The organism is Alteromonas sp. KUL150, assembly GCF_009811475.1.
GTDB lineage: Bacteria > Pseudomonadota > Gammaproteobacteria > Enterobacterales > Alteromonadaceae > Alteromonas > Alteromonas gracilis.
On sequence record NZ_BLIJ01000029.1, the window covers coordinates 69,929 to 87,220 of the forward strand.

15 protein-coding genes are annotated in these 17,292 nt (G+C 46.1%); 3 read left to right on the plus strand and 12 right to left on the minus strand.

The genetic code is table 11. From position 1 onward, the window contains the following. Window positions 1-54: 54 nt before the first annotated feature. The 3 genes from GVO62_RS06475 to GVO62_RS06485 form a co-directional block, all read right to left on the minus strand. Window positions 55-3,156, minus strand: coding sequence for an efflux RND transporter permease subunit (locus GVO62_RS06475; RefSeq protein WP_105929889.1), 3,102 nt, complete (start codon window positions 3,154-3,156; stop codon window positions 55-57). 21 nt (window positions 3,157-3,177) lie between these two features. Beyond that, window positions 3,178-4,323 (minus strand): efflux RND transporter periplasmic adaptor subunit, encoded by a 1,146-nt coding sequence (locus GVO62_RS06480; RefSeq protein WP_159118253.1) that lies wholly within the window; start codon window positions 4,321-4,323, stop codon window positions 3,178-3,180. Window positions 4,324-4,634: 311 nt separating this feature from the next. After that, on the minus strand, window positions 4,635-5,312 hold the full coding sequence (locus GVO62_RS06485; protein WP_201282647.1) for a DNA-J related domain-containing protein: 678 nt from the start codon (window positions 5,310-5,312) through the stop codon (window positions 4,635-4,637). A 155-nt stretch (window positions 5,313-5,467) separates the two neighbouring features. Between GVO62_RS06485 and GVO62_RS06490 the strand changes: the two genes are divergently transcribed. Next, on the plus strand, window positions 5,468-6,184 hold the full coding sequence (locus tag GVO62_RS06490; protein WP_159118254.1) for a DUF1499 domain-containing protein: 717 nt from the start codon (window positions 5,468-5,470) through the stop codon (window positions 6,182-6,184). A gap of 120 nt (window positions 6,185-6,304) precedes the next feature. On the opposite strand, the gene GVO62_RS06495 is transcribed toward GVO62_RS06490, so the two are convergent. Together GVO62_RS06495 and GVO62_RS06500 are read right to left on the minus strand one after the other, a co-directional pair. After that, window positions 6,305-6,622, minus strand: coding sequence for a DMT family transporter (locus tag GVO62_RS06495; RefSeq protein ID WP_159118255.1), 318 nt, complete (start codon window positions 6,620-6,622; stop codon window positions 6,305-6,307). Between the two features lie 102 nt (window positions 6,623-6,724). Beyond that, window positions 6,725-7,327 (minus strand): LysE/ArgO family amino acid transporter, encoded by a 603-nt coding sequence (locus GVO62_RS06500; RefSeq protein WP_105929884.1) that lies wholly within the window; start codon window positions 7,325-7,327, stop codon window positions 6,725-6,727. A 195-nt stretch (window positions 7,328-7,522) separates the two neighbouring features. Between GVO62_RS06500 and GVO62_RS06505 the strand changes: the two genes are divergently transcribed. Beyond that, window positions 7,523-8,407, plus strand: a complete 885-nt coding sequence (locus GVO62_RS06505) for an ArgP/LysG family DNA-binding transcriptional regulator (RefSeq protein ID WP_159118256.1) — start codon at window positions 7,523-7,525, stop codon at window positions 8,405-8,407. Between the two features lie 7 nt (window positions 8,408-8,414). Here GVO62_RS06505 and GVO62_RS06510 read toward each other — a convergent pair whose 3' ends face one another. The 3 genes from GVO62_RS06510 to GVO62_RS06520 form a co-directional block, all read right to left on the minus strand. After that, a complete protein-coding gene (locus tag GVO62_RS06510) occupies window positions 8,415-9,959 on the minus strand; it encodes a GGDEF domain-containing protein (protein ID WP_159118257.1) in 1,545 nt (514 codons plus the stop codon). Between the two features lie 196 nt (window positions 9,960-10,155). Continuing rightward, window positions 10,156-11,343: a diguanylate phosphodiesterase gene (locus GVO62_RS06515; protein ID WP_159118302.1), complete on the minus strand. Its 1,188-nt coding sequence runs from the start codon at window positions 11,341-11,343 to the stop codon at window positions 10,156-10,158. Window positions 11,344-11,505: 162 nt separating this feature from the next. Beyond that, window positions 11,506-11,817 carry a hypothetical protein gene (locus tag GVO62_RS06520; protein ID WP_236547089.1) on the minus strand — a complete coding sequence of 104 codons (312 nt, stop codon included), beginning with the start codon at window positions 11,815-11,817 and terminating at the stop codon, window positions 11,506-11,508. Between the two features lie 241 nt (window positions 11,818-12,058). Between GVO62_RS06520 and GVO62_RS06525 the strand changes: the two genes are divergently transcribed. Beyond that, the gene (locus GVO62_RS06525; RefSeq protein WP_159118259.1) at window positions 12,059-12,526 is read left to right on the plus strand and encodes a hypothetical protein; all 468 of its coding nucleotides are present in this window, start codon (window positions 12,059-12,061) and stop codon (window positions 12,524-12,526) included. Here GVO62_RS06525 and GVO62_RS06530 read toward each other — a convergent pair. From GVO62_RS06530 to GVO62_RS06545, 4 genes are read right to left on the minus strand one after another with little or no spacing between them, the layout of a single operon-like run. After that, complete coding sequence (locus GVO62_RS06530) at window positions 12,523-13,704, minus strand: NAD(P)/FAD-dependent oxidoreductase (protein ID WP_159118260.1); 1,182 nt, start codon at window positions 13,702-13,704, stop codon at window positions 12,523-12,525. The genes GVO62_RS06525 and GVO62_RS06530 overlap by 4 nt on opposite strands. Continuing rightward, complete coding sequence (locus GVO62_RS06535; protein WP_159118261.1) at window positions 13,697-14,737, minus strand: ABC transporter ATP-binding protein; 1,041 nt, start codon at window positions 14,735-14,737, stop codon at window positions 13,697-13,699. The genes GVO62_RS06530 and GVO62_RS06535 overlap by 8 nt, the downstream gene beginning before the upstream one ends. Next, on the minus strand, window positions 14,737-16,260 hold the full coding sequence (locus tag GVO62_RS06540; protein WP_120962939.1) for an ABC transporter permease: 1,524 nt from the start codon (window positions 16,258-16,260) through the stop codon (window positions 14,737-14,739). The genes GVO62_RS06535 and GVO62_RS06540 overlap by 1 nt, the downstream gene beginning before the upstream one ends. Beyond that, entirely contained in the window at window positions 16,257-17,291 is a 1,035-nt protein-coding gene (locus tag GVO62_RS06545; RefSeq protein ID WP_159118262.1) for an extracellular solute-binding protein, read from the minus strand. Before GVO62_RS06545 ends, GVO62_RS06540 begins: the two co-directional genes overlap by 4 nt. Between the last annotated feature and the right edge of the window lies 1 nt (window position 17,292).

The following is a 17,292-nucleotide window of genomic DNA, read 5'->3' on the forward strand; positions in this document are numbered from 1 at the left end:
ACCAATATCCCTATTTTTGAAATAAGCGTTTTTTTCTCACTCTAGCGCACTTACTTATTGCTTGTCTTGTTTATGAAACAGTTTTTCTACCATTACGTAAAACATAGGCACAAAGAAGATAGCCAAGAACGTGGCTGCAAACATGCCACCCATCACCGCAATACCGATCGCATTTTGGCTTGCCGCACCAGCGCCGCTCGCCAATGCGAGGGGTGTTACCCCTAAAATAAACGCCATGGACGTCATCAATATAGGGCGGAAACGTTGCGACGCAGCATTAGAAACAGCAGTCATCAAATCTTCACCATTTTCATACTGCTCTTTTGCAAATTCGACAATAAGAATCGCATTCTTTGCGGCAAGACCCACCGTGGTCAAAAACGCGACCTGAAGATAAACATCATTGGGCAAGTTGAAGATAAATGCCGCCGTTACGGAGCCTAAAATCCCCAGCGGTACTACCAACATTACCGCAAAGGGAACAGACCAACTCTCGTATAGCGCCGCAAGGCATAAGAAAACGATAAGGATAGAAAGCGCGTAAAGCATAGGCGCTTGAGAGCCCGCTTCTTGCTCTTCAAAAGACAAACCAGACCATTCAATGGCAAAGCCCGGGGGTAGCTGCTCCACAAGCTTCTTCATTTCGGCCATTGCCTCACCCGAAGACACTCCTTCGGCTGCACTACCTTGAATATTTACTGAAGATATACCGTTAAAACGCTCTAGCTTGGGCGAGCCGTATACCCACTCTGTCGTTGAGAACGTGCTGAAAGCAACCATCTCACCGTCACTGTTACGAACAAACCATTTATCTAAATCTTCAGGGGTCATACGATGGGGCAAGTCTGCCTGCATATAAACCCGTTTTATTCGGCCTTTGTCAATGAAGTCATTAACGTAGCTAGAGCCCCACGCAATTTGCAGCGCGTTGTTAATCTCGCTTAGATTAAGACCTAGCGCTGACGCTTTTTCGCTATCAATATTTATTTTAAATTGAGGTACATCACTTAACCCATTTGGTCGAACGCCCGAGAGCTTAGGGTTTTGAGCGGCCATACCTAAAAGTTGATTTCGAGCATTCATCAAGGCTTCATGACCATTTCCGCCTCTATCCACCAGCTGCATATCAAAACCTGTGGCGTTACCTAACTCCATAATTGGCGGAGGCACAATTGGGAACGCTGATGCATCTTGAATTTGACTGAAAGCGCCGAATGCTCTTCGCGTGACCGCAAAGGCTGAATTATCTTCATCCCGCACACTCCAGTCGTTGAAATTCAAAAACGCCATACCCGCATTTTGTGCCTGACCAGCAAAGCTAAAGCCGACCACAGCGAACATACCGTTTACCGCTTCCTGCTCTTCTTCGAGAATATAGTCTTCAACCTGTTTGATAGACTCAAGGGTTCGACCAGCGGTCGCGCCCGGCGGCGTACTAACAAGTACCATCATGCGGCCTTGATCTTCATCTGGAAGGAATGCACCCGGCAATTGGCTGAATATAAACACCATACCGCCTACTAATAAGCCGTACACAACGAAATAGCGCTTCGCCCGTTTAGCCATATGAGTGGTAGTGCGTTGATAGCGGTCGCGGCCCTTGTTGAACGTTCGGTTGAACCAGCCAAAAAAGCCTTTGTTCTTATCATGATCTTCCGGGTGTTTTTTCAGCAATGTGGCACATAAAGACGGGGAAAGAACGATAGCCACCAGCACGGAAAACGCCATGGCTGACACAATAGTTACCGAGAACTGGCGATAAATGGCTCCGGCTGAACCGCTAAAGAAAGCCATGGGAATGAACACGGTGGATAACACCGCAGCAATACCGACCAGTGCGCCTGTGATTTGTGTCATTGACTTCTTAGTGGCTTCGGCAGGCGATAAACCTTCCTCTTCCATAATTCGTTCAACGTTTTCTACCACAACAATGGCGTCATCGACCAACAGACCGATAGCAAGCACCATAGCGAACATAGTAAGCACGTTTATGCTAAAACCAAAAGCAAGCAGCACAGCAAACGTACCAAGCAATACCACTGGTACCGCAATGGTAGGAATGAGCGTCGCGCGCCAATTCTGCAAGAAAAGCAGCATGACTAAGAACACCAGCACCACCGCTTCAATCAGCGTGTGCACTACCGACTCAATTGACAGTTCAATGAACGGTGAGCTGTCTACGGGATACACGACTTTCACCGTATCAGGCAGGTTTGAGCGCAGCTCTTCTACGCGTGCTTTCACCGCTTTGATGGTGTCTAGCGCATTCGCGCCAGAGGCTAGACTAATAGCCATACCGGAGGCTGGCTTGCGGTCGTAGCGAACAATAACGTCGTAGCTCTGCGCGCCAAGTTCAACGCGAGCTACATCACGCACACGCACTTGGGAGCCATCGGTATTTACGCGAAGAACAATATTTTCGAAATCTTCGACAGTTTGCAGGCGGCTTTGCGCCTGAATGGTCGCATTAATCTGTTGGTTTTCAATAGCCGGCATACCACCTAATTGCCCCGCAGAAACATCAGTATTTTGCACCTGTACGGCGGCCTGTACGTCGGTAGGCGTTAGGTTATAGCTATATAATTTGTCAGGATCTAACCAAATACGCATGGAGCGCTGTGCACCAAAGACACGCACATTACCCACACCGTTAACGCGCGAGATAGGATCTTGGAAACTAGACACCAGCATGTCACTTAAGTCGTACTGTGTCATGGTGTCATCTTCTGAGTAGAATCCCACGGCCAGCGCAAATGCACTGTTCGCTTTGGTAACAGTTACACCCTGCTGTTGTACTTGTGTAGGCAGCAGCGGCAACGCACCCTGCACCTTGTTTTGTGTTTGTACCTGCGCAATATCTGGGTCTGTGCCAGGCTCAAATGTCAAAGTAATCGACATTGTGCTGTTCGAGCTACTTGCCGAGAAATAACGCAAGTTATCAATACCGGTTAGGCTTTGCTCAATAACCTGTGTAACGGAATTTTCAACGGTCTCGGCTGACGCTCCAGGGTAAGATGCAGAGATGGTTACCGACGGTGGCGCCACCTTTGGATACTGCTCAATTGGCAGTGAAGTAATGGCTAAAACACCAGCCATCATAGTGATAATTGCGAGCACCCATGCAAACACGGGCCTGTCTATGAAAAAACGAGCCATATTACTTAAATTCCTTGTTTGCTATCGAGAGCCACGTGATGAAGGTTGCCACTCTGATGGATTCACTTTCGCGCCAGGCTTAACCTTCTGATAACCGGTTACAATAACCTTTTCACCTTCGCTCACACCGCTTTTCACAACGTATTGGTCGCGATATATTTTGCCAATGTCTAGGGTGCGACCTACAACTTCATTATTCTGATTCACTACATACACTGACAGCGAGCCATCTGGCTGACGGGTTGTGGCCCGTTGAGGCACTAACAACGCATTCTCGCGACCTGTAATTACATGGCCCTTCACAAACAAACCTGGAAGTAAAACACCGTCGGGGTTCGGCATTTCAGCTCGAAGGGTAACTGAGCCTGTGGTTTCATCTACGGTAACTTCAGAAAACTTCACGCTGCCCGTCTGGTCATAACGCTCACCTGTCACCTCGTCTACCGTTACTTCAACGTCCATTGAGCCCTGCTTTCGCATAGACTGACGAAGGGTAATGATAGAAGAACCAGACTCTTGCATATCGATATACACTGGGTCTAATTGAGTTATGGTCGCTAATTGCTGCGCTTGATTTGTAGTAACCAAGGTACCTTCGGTAACAAACGAACGGCTGATACGGCCACTGATAGGTGCATAAACCTTGGTATAACCCATGTTTACTTTAGCCACATCAACAGCGGCCTCTGCTACACTGATCGCTGCCTGCGCTTGGTCTTTTTGGGCGATAACATCATCATACTCTTGCTTACTTACGGCATTTTGGGCCACTAAGTCATCGTAACGACGGGCCTTCGCTTCCAACGTTTTAAGGTTTGCTTCCACGCTCTTGAGATCGGCCTTAGCACTATTTAATTGCGCTAAGTACCGTGCTTCGTCAATTTGATAAAGCTGCTGACCTTTTTCTACCTGAGCACCTTCCTCAAATAAACGGGCCGTAATAACGCCGTCTACCTGAGGACGAACTTGCGACTGTCGAGAAGGACTTACCCGCCCAGGCAACACCATTTCATGTACTACAGGTTGCTTTTTCAGTGTAACCACCGATACCGACGGCGCTGGCATACCTTGCTGAGCGCCCGCCTGTGCTTGCTCACCTTCGTTTGAACATCCAACAACACCAATTAGTGTTATCAGTGCTGCAGTAACATAAAAAATGCGACCCATAAATCTTCTATTTCCCAATAACAATTACAGAGCACGATACGTGCTCTGTGCTTCCAATATAAACTCAGTGACTTTTGCTTGTGATATGCCGAATCTTTTTGAGCCTACTGAAATCTCAATAAGAAGGCTCGAAGGAGACTAGGCATAAATAAGCACTGTTTATTACGAATCTAAACGTAGATAGCTCATATTGTGCGCATTTATACATCACAATAAAAGAGAATGAAGTTGAAGTTACCGATGTTGTCGGTCAATCACCGGAGGGTTTGTACTTTATACGAATAATACGAAATCATTAAGGTACGGGCGTCCTATTTAAACGAATAATACTTTAAAAGCACTTGGTAAGCGTGAATTACATTTTGGGCTTTTTCTTGCTCACCACCCTTGTCAGGGTGCACTAACTGAAGGTTTTTCTTGTATGCGCGCTTCAATATAGCGAGCGTCATGGTTCCTTCTTGAGACAAGCCCAGCAACTGGTGAGCCTCATCAATTTCCCCCGGCTGCACAACCGTGACCTTTTCCCCGGCCATTCGCTGCCAGAATTCATCGAGTAAATTATCAACGCTATTGCGGTCCGCATTCTCAAAATTAGACCAATCCAAATAGTAATCAGCGAGGGTATCGACCTCATCTAACTGAGCGCTGTGAACTGTGCCATCGCGTTTTTTCTCTACCACCGATTGTTTAGCTACTAACTTAATATTGAGGGCGTGAATACTGAGTTCACCCTCGTTTTGGCTTCGCCAATAATGTTTGAGCTTATAGAGCACATGAAACAAAACAAAATGTGTTTTAAAAAGTACCAGAGGGTCTCGCAGTGCGTCTTCATCGAAAAATTGATAAGGTACTTTTTTTAATAATTCAATGAGAGCGTATTCGCTTAATCCCTCTCTAAATAACGCTTTTTGCGTCGACAATACATCGAATAATAGGTCAGCTTGCTGAGTACCTATACTTTCATTGTCGGTGTTTGCGTGCAAATTCATTTTCTCCTGCTTGAAAGACAGGCTCCTCTGGCTGCATCTCAAAATGTTGCCCCATAAGTAGCGGCGACGACATTTATTATAAGAAACTAATCCAAAAGACCCGATTGACTGTTAAAGTAGGTTGGTCAAATTAAAATAACAACCTTGGAGTTCACTTGAAAGCACTCATTGCCCTTACCAGTATCGTTGGATTTCTCATGGTCGTATTGCCCGGCCCACTTTATCAATACGCCGGCGTGAGCCTTGGCACAGCGTTTACCTCATTGCGCTTTGGCGTTTATGTAGGCGGAGCCGCCATAATATTGATCATCTTGCAGGTATTAATTAATCGTAAAAACGTGAGTTGGGGAAGTACATTAATATGTGCCATCTTGGCTTTAGTTGCGGTTGCCATGCCCGTTAGCATGATGAGTAAAGCGAGCGCTGTTCCGCCAATTCATGATATCACCACCGATGTTACGAACCCGCCAGAATTCGTGGCCATCGCTCCACTTCGAGAAGGTGCACCTAATTCGGTTGCCTATGAAGGCGGTGATGTAACCAAACAACAGCTAGAAGCATACCCTGAGATCAAAACTCAGCTTCTTCCTCAACCAATTAACGAAGTCTATGTTGCAGCCGAAAGCGCGATTGCGGCGCTAGGCTGGGAGCAAGTCACCGAAGGTGCTTTACCAAATACCCTTGAAGCGACCGACACTACCACGTGGTTTGGATTTAAAGATGACGTGGTGATAAGGCTCACGGCGAAAAGCGATGACACCCTGGTTGATGTGCGCAGTAAATCACGAGTAGGAAAAAGTGATTTAGGTAAAAATGCAGAGCGTATCGAAACCTTTATGGCCGAGCTTAGAAACCAGCTGGGCTACAACTAAGTTTTACGCATTGCCTGTTTGTGTGCGGCGCAAACAAAACGAAAAAGCCCGGCAGCGATTCTGTCGGGCTTTTTTTACTCAATAATTTGTGGGTCAATTTTAACCACGTTGCAGAAGGCTTTAATGCGCAAGTTTTAACACCACCACGCCCGCAACAATAAGTGCGACGCCAAAATAACGCGCTAACGACGAAGGGTCGCCATAAAACATGACGCCAACTAAAAACGTACCTGCCGCTCCAATTCCCGTCCATACGGCATAGGCAGTACCAATAGGAATGTGTTTTTGTGCCATCCACAGGCAAAAGCCACTTGCAGCCATAAACCCAATCGCAAGTAAAATCCCCATCACTCGGGTTTCCGCTTCCTGCGACATTTTAAGCCCAAAAGGCCAGCCGATTTCAAGTAGGCCAGCAACAATCAAATACATCCAGCTCACAATTCTATCCTTTTACGTCTGTACATATCAGCACTAGGGTAACCGTTAAGATTCAAATGAACACTCTACGCGTCTTGAAATTCGGTTACCTAACCTTTTTATTTACAGACTAGCCAATTGAAGGCTGACCATACCCAAAACTGCCGCATTTAACCGGTTGAACCAGCGCCAAAAGTTCGGACGCTGCATATGATGCGCAAAGCGTGCAGTCAGCGTACTTAAACCAATAAACCAAACAATTGATGCGCCAATGGCGCCGCCAACGAACCACCATTTGTTTTCCTGCCACTGACTTGCCAAATTACCCATTAGCAGCAAGGTATCTAAATAAAAGTGAGGGTTAAGCCAAGTGACTGCTAACGCAATTAAAAGGGCTTTTTTGAACGAAAGCTGTTTTTTTGCCATTTGCAAAACTAACGCATCATTTGCCATAGAGGATTTAATCTTGTTGAAGGCAATCCATAACAAAAATGCCACGCCAGCCCATTTTGTAATGGTCACCAGCATAGGGTATTCCTGCAGTAATAGGCCAAACCCCATAGCGCCCAAGCTTATGGATATTGCGTCACTTAAGATAAATAGCAGCACAAATAAGCTTGTCCACTGTCGCTTCATTGATTGCTCGATAAGAAAGCTATTTTGCGCACCCACCGCGATGATAAGGGTACCGCCCATCACGAAACCACTTGTTACTGCCGCTAACATGTTACCTGCCTCTTAAGTAAAACAATTATAAAATTTAAAACGCACTGGCTGGTGAAGCTTTAAAAGCAAAGAAGCTGTACAACCAAATAATTGTCTTGATTTTATACACCTTGGAGGACTAAATTAAATTAATGATATTTGTTTTTGATAAGCAAAATTAATATTTATAACCTTCTTTTCACAGGTGGCTTTTTTATGCTTGATTATGATGCGTTGCGGTGTTTTCACGAAGTGCTTCGCTATGGTGGCTTTGAGAAGGGTGCTCAGGCCCTCAACCTTACTCAATCTGCAGTCTCGCAAAAGATTAAACGGCTAGAGCAAAGCGTCGGTGGCCCGGTTATGGTGCGAACAAAGCCCTTAAAGCCAACACCACTAGGAAAAGAACTACTCGCGCACATACAAAAGGTTAGTGTGTTAGAAGAAGCGTTAAATATTAAAAGCGGGCTTGAAGCATCCGCAGCACCGCTAAGTGTAGCGGTGAACAATGATGTATTGGCGACGTGGTTTTCCCAAGTGATGGCTGCATTTTGTGATAAACGCGCTAACCCCGTCCATATCGTTAATGCAGACCAAACACAAACCCGTGATATCCTTCAGCAGGGGCGCGTTATGGCCTGCATTAGCCAAACGGGCACACCGATCACCGGCGGCCAGTCAGTAAGGCTGGGCACTATGCGCTATCAACTTTACGCGTCTCCCCGCTTCATAGACCGCTATTTACGCAAAGGTATATCACCAGCACATGTTATGGCTACACCAGGGTTACTTTACGATGAGTATGACGTCACCTTACTTGCTGACTATCAGAGGGAATGCCATAACATTGCGCCAACCTTTACCTCCTGTCATTGGTACCCCTCTTCTCATGGGTTTGTAAAAATGGCGTTAGATGGCGTGGTGTGGGCACTACTTCCAACACTACAAGTTGCGCAAGAGGTAGAAAAAGGTGAACTTGTTCCCCTATTCCCTGATCAGGAATTAGGCGTGCCTCTATTCTGGCACTGGACAACGCTTGAGTCTGCTGCACTTGCCGATTTGACCAGAGCGGTTAAACACATAGCTAAAGCTCAATTAATATAGAAACTGGTTAAGAGACCAAGGGGGCCTCGTCTTTTTTCTGCGCTTTAACGTGATACATAATTTTATCCGCTCTATCCAGCAAACTGGTTAAATCCTTACATCGCTCTTGTGTGATATAGGCGCCAACACTGGCTGTTACGGGTATAACATAGTTATCTGTTCTGATGTCTCTGTCGCTCAAACTCGCTTCTACGCGAGCCGCTAAACGCTCCGACTGCCCTTCACTGTAACAATGACTCAACACCACAAATTCATCCCCACCCAAACGACCAACTGCATCCTGTTCTCGACACCGACTCTTTAAAATCTTGGCAATTACCTGAAGCACTTTATCACCGGCATGATGACCATATTGATCATTAATTTCCTTGAAGTGATCAACATCAATAAAGAGAAGCGTGAGATACCCTCGCTCCTTGTTGTAGGTAGACAGTATAGTATTCGCCATGCTTTCCCATCCGCTGCGATTGAGCACGTTACACAAAGCATCTGTCGAAGCTCGCTTAAAAGCCCCCACTCTATCATCGTCTAGTTTTTTTACTTTTCTGCACGTCGCCATAGCAAATATAAACGCTTCCAGTGTGATACTAACAACCAGTCCGTATCGATACATAAATTCTGACGTGTCTACGAAGACCAAACGGAAAAGCATGGTAAGCACCATTACCGCAATGCCAGTCATAACAAGGGCTGAGCAGTGAACTTTTCGATAAGTGGCATATACGCAACTTGATAGCGTACCTGTCATAGTAATTAGCGTTATCAGACTTAGCATGTGATTAACGAGCGCTGCCCCACTGTAAGGAAGTACAAGTTGCAACAGAGATAACGCTAAAGCTGTATTCGCCATTCCAAGTAAGAAATGACGCTGCCAACCCATTAATAACACTTTGAAATCGAGTAGTTGATCAAGAAATCTAACAGCAGCAAAAACAGTGAGCCCAGCAAACAACAAAATAAGCTTAAAATTGGAAAAAAGACTTATATCGGGGAAAACAATGTTTAACAGTCCCTCTTGAAGGGAAAAAAAAATGGCCGCACTGAACACGTAAAAACTGTAGGAATAAAAGCCATAGTTGCGCATGCTGCTTCCTAACATGCCTACGTAAAGCACGAGCGCGAGGCAAAAACCAATAAACAAGCTCATGGTAAGGGTGTGAACAGAAGAAAACCTTTGATAATCGGCTAGCGTAGAGACATTTAACGTTAAAAACCTTTCAACTTGAGAGCTTAAGTCTAAGTAAAATAGCTTATTTGATGGGTCGAGCGGGTAAGCTTGAAAAGCGCCGGGGAGGGCTGAGATTTTGCGCATATCTTGATCATATAACTGATTGAACGAGATGGAATTATCAGAAAAATAAAGTATGTGGGGCGAGTCAATATCACAGACAAAAGAAAAACGTTGCTGCCCCGCCTCTACTGGCACCTTAGCGGTAATAGCAAACCCATCTTCTCCGGCCATTTCACATGCAGCGACCGCTTGAAAACTAACGACTAATAGTCCGAGGCAAAGCCATAAGCGGGAAAAAACGTTTGAGACATTACTTGTCATAAATGAATTCCTACCGGTACTACTGCCAAATCCGTATAGCAAGCATATCCCTGTAAAGCATCACATAACGAGTGTTATGCACCGCGGGTGTTAATGATAAAAATTTTATACCTATAAAGCGTAGTTGAGAAATGAGAAAACACAGCAAAATCTCACCGAAGATTAACTCAGCGGCCAGGTTTGATACAGCTTCCTGCTAGAGAGTTTCGCCGTCCACCTGAAATTTGACCTCTGCAATACCGTTAAGACAAGGCTTTGCAAATAAAAAACCTTGGAATCTTTGCACGCCAATGTGTTGTAACCACAACCACTCTTCTATTGTCTCTACCCCTTCAACGACAAGCGGAATCCCCATTGCATTAGCAAACTCTAATACCGCTTCAGTAATGGCTTGCCGATGGCCATTCTCGTGAATTCCTGTGGTAATTTTTCTGTCTAGCTTTATTTTGTCTGGGGAAAAGTCAGCAAGCAGCGATAGCCCTGCGTAGCCGGCGCCAAAATCGTCTATGGCAATTCTGATACCGCGAGACCGAATGCACTCAATAGCTTCGAAAAAAGCGTCGTTCTCTTTGATTATTTCTGTTTCGGTTACCTCTAACACTAACTGATCTGGCTTGAGTCCGCTTTGCTTCAATAATTTATATAAATATTCGCCCACATCAGGTAAGTAAGTAATTGCGCCGGGACATAAATTAATAGAGAGTGACTGAGTTGGGTTGAGTAACTTCGCCCCTTGAGCAATAGCAATGGCTTTACTTTCAAGGTCAAACTTATACTTCTCTTCACCGTCTAAGCAATCGAGTATCGCTTCAGGAAACTTGCCATCGTCACTTCTTATCAAGGCTTCTAATGACGTGATTTTGCCTTTAAAGGTGTCGATGATTGGCTGGAATGCAAATTGGATGTGTGAGCTCTCAAACTGAGCAATCGAGGTAGCCTTAGTGATGACTTTAGCACTTACCCGCTTGCGTTCCTCATTGCTCAAACAGGTGCGCCATTTTCCAGAGGCAAAGCTGTTTAATAACGCAAACATTCTTCCTTCTCTACTAAGGCTGAGGTCTGGTGGTAGCCAGTAGCAACGACTGCCCTCGTTCACGGCCAGAGTCCTTAGCGACCATTCACCAAAATCTCTTTTATGAACGACAAGTTCAGTCACTTTTGCAATATTGGTGTGCCGGCTGTCTTCTTTGATGTGTTCGAAAAGCGATTGAACAACTTCGCTCTTCCCTTCAAGTACCTGAAAAAAATAGTCACCATCAAATAACAAGATACCTGTAATGTTGTTTTCTTGATTAAAAGGTAGAGAGTCTGATGTGATCTTTAGTAAGTCATCCTCACTAAAGTTTGCCGTTGCTTTGCTTCTATAAATTAGCTGTTTAAGCACTAATGCCCCGCTCACTTAAGATTGCTACTTTCCATGTGGTGGATTTGCCATACATTAAAGGGCATGCCGTCAGAGTTAATGTTAACGACACTACTTCAGTATAGACATTACTTAAAAACTCACCAACGTGAATCGAAACGTCTTTGGCTGTGAGGATGGTATTTAGCGTCTTTCTATAGCAGGAATTTCTAAGTAGGCGTCAGGGTCTGACTCTTTTAACGCATTGAGCTTTCGTTTTCTGTCGGCACGCGCATCAATGGTTTCTCCAAACACTTCAATGTGCAAGTCGGCGATGAGTGCTTTTCCTTCTTCCTTAGTGAGCAGCCCCATTAATTCACCAGCGTGCATAAAGCCTTGCACTCTGTATTTGTCTGCATCCACGTTTTTACCCGCTTTACTTGCCGAATATAGTCGCATTAGTTGTGTTGTGCATGCTTCAATAAAACGCGCTTTTTCACCATGGCTCGACATCATTCTTTTCCTTTAAAACAGACGCTAAAAACTCCACTCTAGCGAGTTTCAACGTATATAGATAGATAACAACGTCTATAAAATAACACCATAAACATCCTTAGTTTCAATAATTTTCGACTAAAGTTCATTACCACAAAAGCCTCACGAATCCTATGCTTAATCTCACATCAGCCAGTCCACCTTAGGGTTAGAGACGACTGCTCTCTATGAAGTCACGGTGAGAAGGTAAATGAGGCGCGTTATGCAAGAAATTAAAGTAATAATTCTGTTAGCTGTTTTGTCATGCTCCCCATTTACTTATGCCAAAGACGCGGGACATCACTGGCAGTCAGCACCCCACCATTTGTCTGCACTGGTAGGTACAACCTACACCAAAGATCACGGGAACGCGTTCACATTAGGCATAGACTACGAATACCGGGTGAGCGATTTTTTAGGGGTGGGGATTGTCGCAGAGTACGCTTATGAAGACCTGGATGCGTATACTTATCTATTGGTCGCAGACCTTCACATTACTCACAATTTTATTGCACAAATTGGCCCTGGCGTAGAATTTCATGGCAGCCATAAAATGGAAGTGGTTCGATTAGGCTTTTTGTACGAGTTTGAAGTGTCTGGCTTTACCATCTCACCACAGCTTCATTACGATTATCACCGCAACCATAAAAGCGCAGTGGTTGCAGGGCTTGCTATTGGTATGTCGTTTTAAACCACTTGCCCGGCAGCCCAGCCACTGCTCCACGCCCACTGGAAGTTAAACCCGCCGAGCCAGCCGGTAACGTCAACCACTTCGCCAATGAAGTAAAGGCCTTCTACGTTTTTAGCCATCATGGTTTTTGATGATAGGTCATTAGTATCTACACCACCTATAGTAACTTCGGCGGTTCTATATCCTTCTGTACCGTTGGGTTTTACCTGCCAATTTTCAAGCGTGTCAGCAATGGCGTCACATTCCCCATGAGTAAGCTGTTTTACCGGTACGTTGCGCCAGTTATGATACTCAATAAAGCTCTGGACCATTCGCTTGGGGAATACTTTATTTAGGCAGGTAGCCAGCAGCGCATCTGGCGTTTCTGTGCGCGCGTTTTGCAAAAGTTTAGCGGCATCGTCATTGGGCAACGTGTTAATACTTAAGCTGTCCCCCGCCTCCCAATAGCTGGAAATTTGCAGCATAGCTGGGCCACTTAACCCCCGATGGGTAAAAAGCATAGCCTCTTTAAACGTGGTGTCATTACAGCTCGCATAAACGTCTACGGCAATTCCGCTAAGTTCAGCCAGCGTTTCTTTGTCTTTATCGTGCAGAGTAAATGGAACGAGAGCAGCACGGGTAGGTAAAACATTAAGTCCGAATTGTTCAGCAACTTTGTAACCGAATGGGGTAGCACCAAGCTTTGGCATACTCAAGCCGCCAGTCGCAATAACCAGCGACTCACACTCATAATCCCCATTTGTAGTAGAAAGTAAGTACCCACTTTCAGTTTTTTCTACCGTCGATATTTCACAGCGCGTGGTGATAGTCACGTTGGCTTTATCACATTCCTTAAGCAATAAGTCGACGATATCTTTGGCACTGTCGTCACAAAACAATTGGCCCAAGGTCTTTTCGTGATAGGCAATACCGTGTTCGGCAACCAAGCTAATAAAGTCCCATTGGGTGTAGCGGCTAAGTGCTGACTTACAAAAATGTGGATTCTGCGATAGAAAGTTCTCGGGGCTGGCATACATATTTGTGAAGTTACAGCGGCCGCCGCCAGACATAAGGATTTTACGCCCCACTTTCTTTGCATGGTCGAGCACTTCTACGCTACGTCCGCGAGCCCCAGCCTGGGCCGCACAAAAAAGCCCTGCAGCACCTGCACCAATAACTATCACATCGCGCTTAATCACGGTGGTCCTTTGGAAACACCGCTAGCGGGTGTGTAGTAATAAGCTGAACGAAAGCGCGGTTACCCGGCTTTATAGCATTCTCGTGGCTAACACGTACTTTTAGCTCGTCGCCGCTATCTAACCCCACTGCGTACAGTCGGCTTTCGCCTTCGTATCGTACCCACTCAATGGTGCAGTTAGTTTCATTAAGCGTAGCGTCTAAGCTTAAATCATCAGGGCGAACCAGCAAATCAACATTACCGTTGGCACCTTGAAGCGGCGTGCCTGGCACCTTGCCAATTTCTGTAACAACCGTTTTATCAGTATTTGCTTCGCTGTTGTCGAAAGTTGCACTTAAGAAACTTGCCTCTCCCATAAAGCGCGCTACAAAACGGCTAGCTGGCGAAGAGTAACAGGCTTCTGGCGTATCTAATTGCTCTAGCACGCCTCTATTTAAAATTCCCACTCTGTCGCCAACGCTAAGCGCTTCTTCTTGGTCATGGGTGACCCAAATAGCGGGCACACCTGCTTTTTTAAGCGCATCGCGAATTTCCCAACGCAAACTATCTTTAAGCGCGGCATCTAAGTTTGAAAGCGGCTCATCAAGCAATACATAAGCCGGCTCGTGGGCCAACGTTCTTGCTAATGCTACCCGTTGTTTTTGTCCGCCAGATAAACGCGCGGGTTTGGCATCTCGAAAGTTATCCAGCCCTAAAAGTTCTAACCAGTGATCAGCCAGCTTCGTATCTTTTAAACGAAAGCACACATTCTGCTGCACGGTAAGGTGTGGAAAAAGCGCAAAATCTTGAAACACCATACCCACGTTACGTTTTTCAGGCGGAACATGCTTGCTAGACGTGCTTTGCCATTTACCCAAGCTCATGGAACCCTCGGAGATGGGGATAAGCCCTGCAAGTGCTTGCAAAATAGTAGTTTTACCGCAGCCGGTTGGCCCCACTAGCATGAGGATTTCGTCTTGACCAAGCTCAAGATTTAACTTGTCGACAACGCGGGTAGACCCATAATTCACTGACAAATTACTAACACTTAGCATTACGAACGATCATCCTCAGTAACGGTAAATTGGGCTTTTCTTTCGCCCGATAGCATGAGTATTAATCCCACACCTGATAATAAAACTAATAATAACCCCGGCACAGCGGCACGACCAAAGTAGCCTGCCTCATAAACCCGCCACATGTATGTGGCTAATGTTTCAAACCCGGTAGGTCCCAGCATTAGCGTGGCCGGCAACTCACGCATGGCTTCTAGAAATACTAACGCAGCGCCTGCAATCATACCACGTAGGGTTAGCGGTAGCGTAACGCGAATAAACGCTTCCCGTGGGCTGGCACCGAGTACACGGGCGGCTTTCACTAGCCCTGAATCAATATTTTCGGCAGTGCTTCTTACGCTACCAACAGCAAGGGGTATAAAGCGCAGCACGTAAGCCATCACCAGCAAACTTAGCGTTTGATAAAGGGCTGGCAGATATTTAAGACCAACGTAAACCAAGGCTGTTCCCATAACAATACCGGGAACACCAAAGCCAAAATAGGTGATACGCTCCATAAGTCGCCCCGCTTTACCGGCAATCGCAGCATGAGCGACGGGAATAGCGAGTAAGACGGCAACAATGGCGGCTAAAAATGACGCATGGGCAGAATTCCACGCATAGCTAAATTCAAAACCACCTGTACCTTCTCGCACTAACCACAGCGTGAAAATAGCAAGTGGAAGTACAATAGCCATAAATACCACCGGCATGGTGGATAGCAGCATCAGGTTGCGCTGCCAGCGAGCTGGAAATAACGATAAATGCCTGCCTGGGCGTTCTTGAGCGCCGCTTACACGGCTCTCTATAAATAGAATTAGCCCAACAATAACCATAAGCTGCAGGCTTAGCATGGCCGCCTGGCTCAATCCGAACGCATTGTATTCAACAAAAATTACGCGGGTGAACGTGTCGAAGCCCATTATGGCTGGTGTACCAAAGTCAGACAACGCATAAAGCGCAGCAAGTAAAGCGCCCGCCGCAACACTATTAACGACACGCGGCAACACAACGCGCCAAAGGCTAGCGCCTAGGGATAAACCTAACGTGCGGGCAGCATTAACTAAACTAGCATCTAAACTCAAAAGGCTGGAACGGGTTGTCATCATCACGAAAGGATACGTGTACAGACTCATTACTAATGCAGAGCCCCACAAACCGCTAATGGGCGGCGTTGAAATACCTAAAATGTTTTCTATTTCTCCGCCCCGACCAAAAGAAAAGTACATCGCAAACGCGCCAATATAGCTAGGTAGAGCTAGAGGGGCTGCGAGTAGAATAAGCCAGAAACGCTTAAACGGCATTTGCACATAGGCCGTGAGAAAGGCTAGAGGGACACCAATAAGCACAGACCCAATTATGGTAAGTACCACCAGCGAAACAGTGTTGCCTAAAACCCTTAGATTATGAGTATCGAAAAGCTGCGCACTATCTTGAGCTAAAGAAAACAAAACGCCGACGGGCAATAAAGCCATCAGCGCGATAAGTAGTGCCAGTGGATACGACTTTGGCCAGTTTGTCACAGTACGCCGACTTCCCTCATAAGATTAAGGGTGGGGCGTAAATCAGCCAGTTTGCGAAGGTCCATTTCTGGCGGAGAGAGCGTGCTCAAACTTGCTAAGCCCTGTGGCTGTTCAACGCCTTGGACTAAAGGTATTTCGTAAGCTTCACGAGCAAGATACGACTGCACTTCTTGTGACAGCAAATAGCGAATAAAGTTAACCGGTAAGTCACCTTCACTTAACGCGACAATACCAGAAGCGTTAACCAAACAGCCCGCATCACCCTTACTGTAAGCGAGGGCTACATTGGCGTTGGGTTTACCCGACTTAAGACGAAGCGTGTAGTAGTGGTTGGCAAAACCAATGTCCACTTCTCCACGTTCTACGCCCATCACCACGCCAAGCTCGCCGGCATATTTTTTGGCGTGCTTGTTAATTCCTTTCAGCCAGGCTTTAGTGGCCTTGTCGCCTTCTAAAATACGCATTGCTGTTACAAATGACTGGAACGACGAATAAGCCGGTGCCCAACCCACTTTCAAATCGCTATCGGCCAGCACCATTACGCTTTCTGGAATTTGCTCGGGCTTAACACGCTCTGTGTTATAAGGCAGTGTGCGCACACGACCTGTTACCGGTGACCAGCTAGGATACTGAAAATCTTCGCGAAGCTGCGAACGCAAGTCGTTTGGCAAAGGTTTGGCAGCGCCAGCATCGGTGACTACACCAATTGAACCGGTATCCACTGCCCAGAAAAGGTCAGCGCGCTTTACGCCCGCTTTCGTCTCAGCAACAATGGTATTTGCAAGTGCTGCCGATCCGCCTCTTCTTACCTTTAAGTTAAGTTTTGGGTTGCGTTTTTCAATAGCTTTTAGAACATTCTCGTATAGACCGCCCTCGCCGCGACCTAAATATAAGGTAAGCTTGCCTTCTAATTTTGGTAATGATTCAACAGACACGCTACCTGTTTGCGTCATTGCCTGAGCAAGGCCAAAGGGCAAGCCTGATAAAGCACCCGCTGCAGCTAAGCCTTGTAAGAATGTTCTACGTTGCATA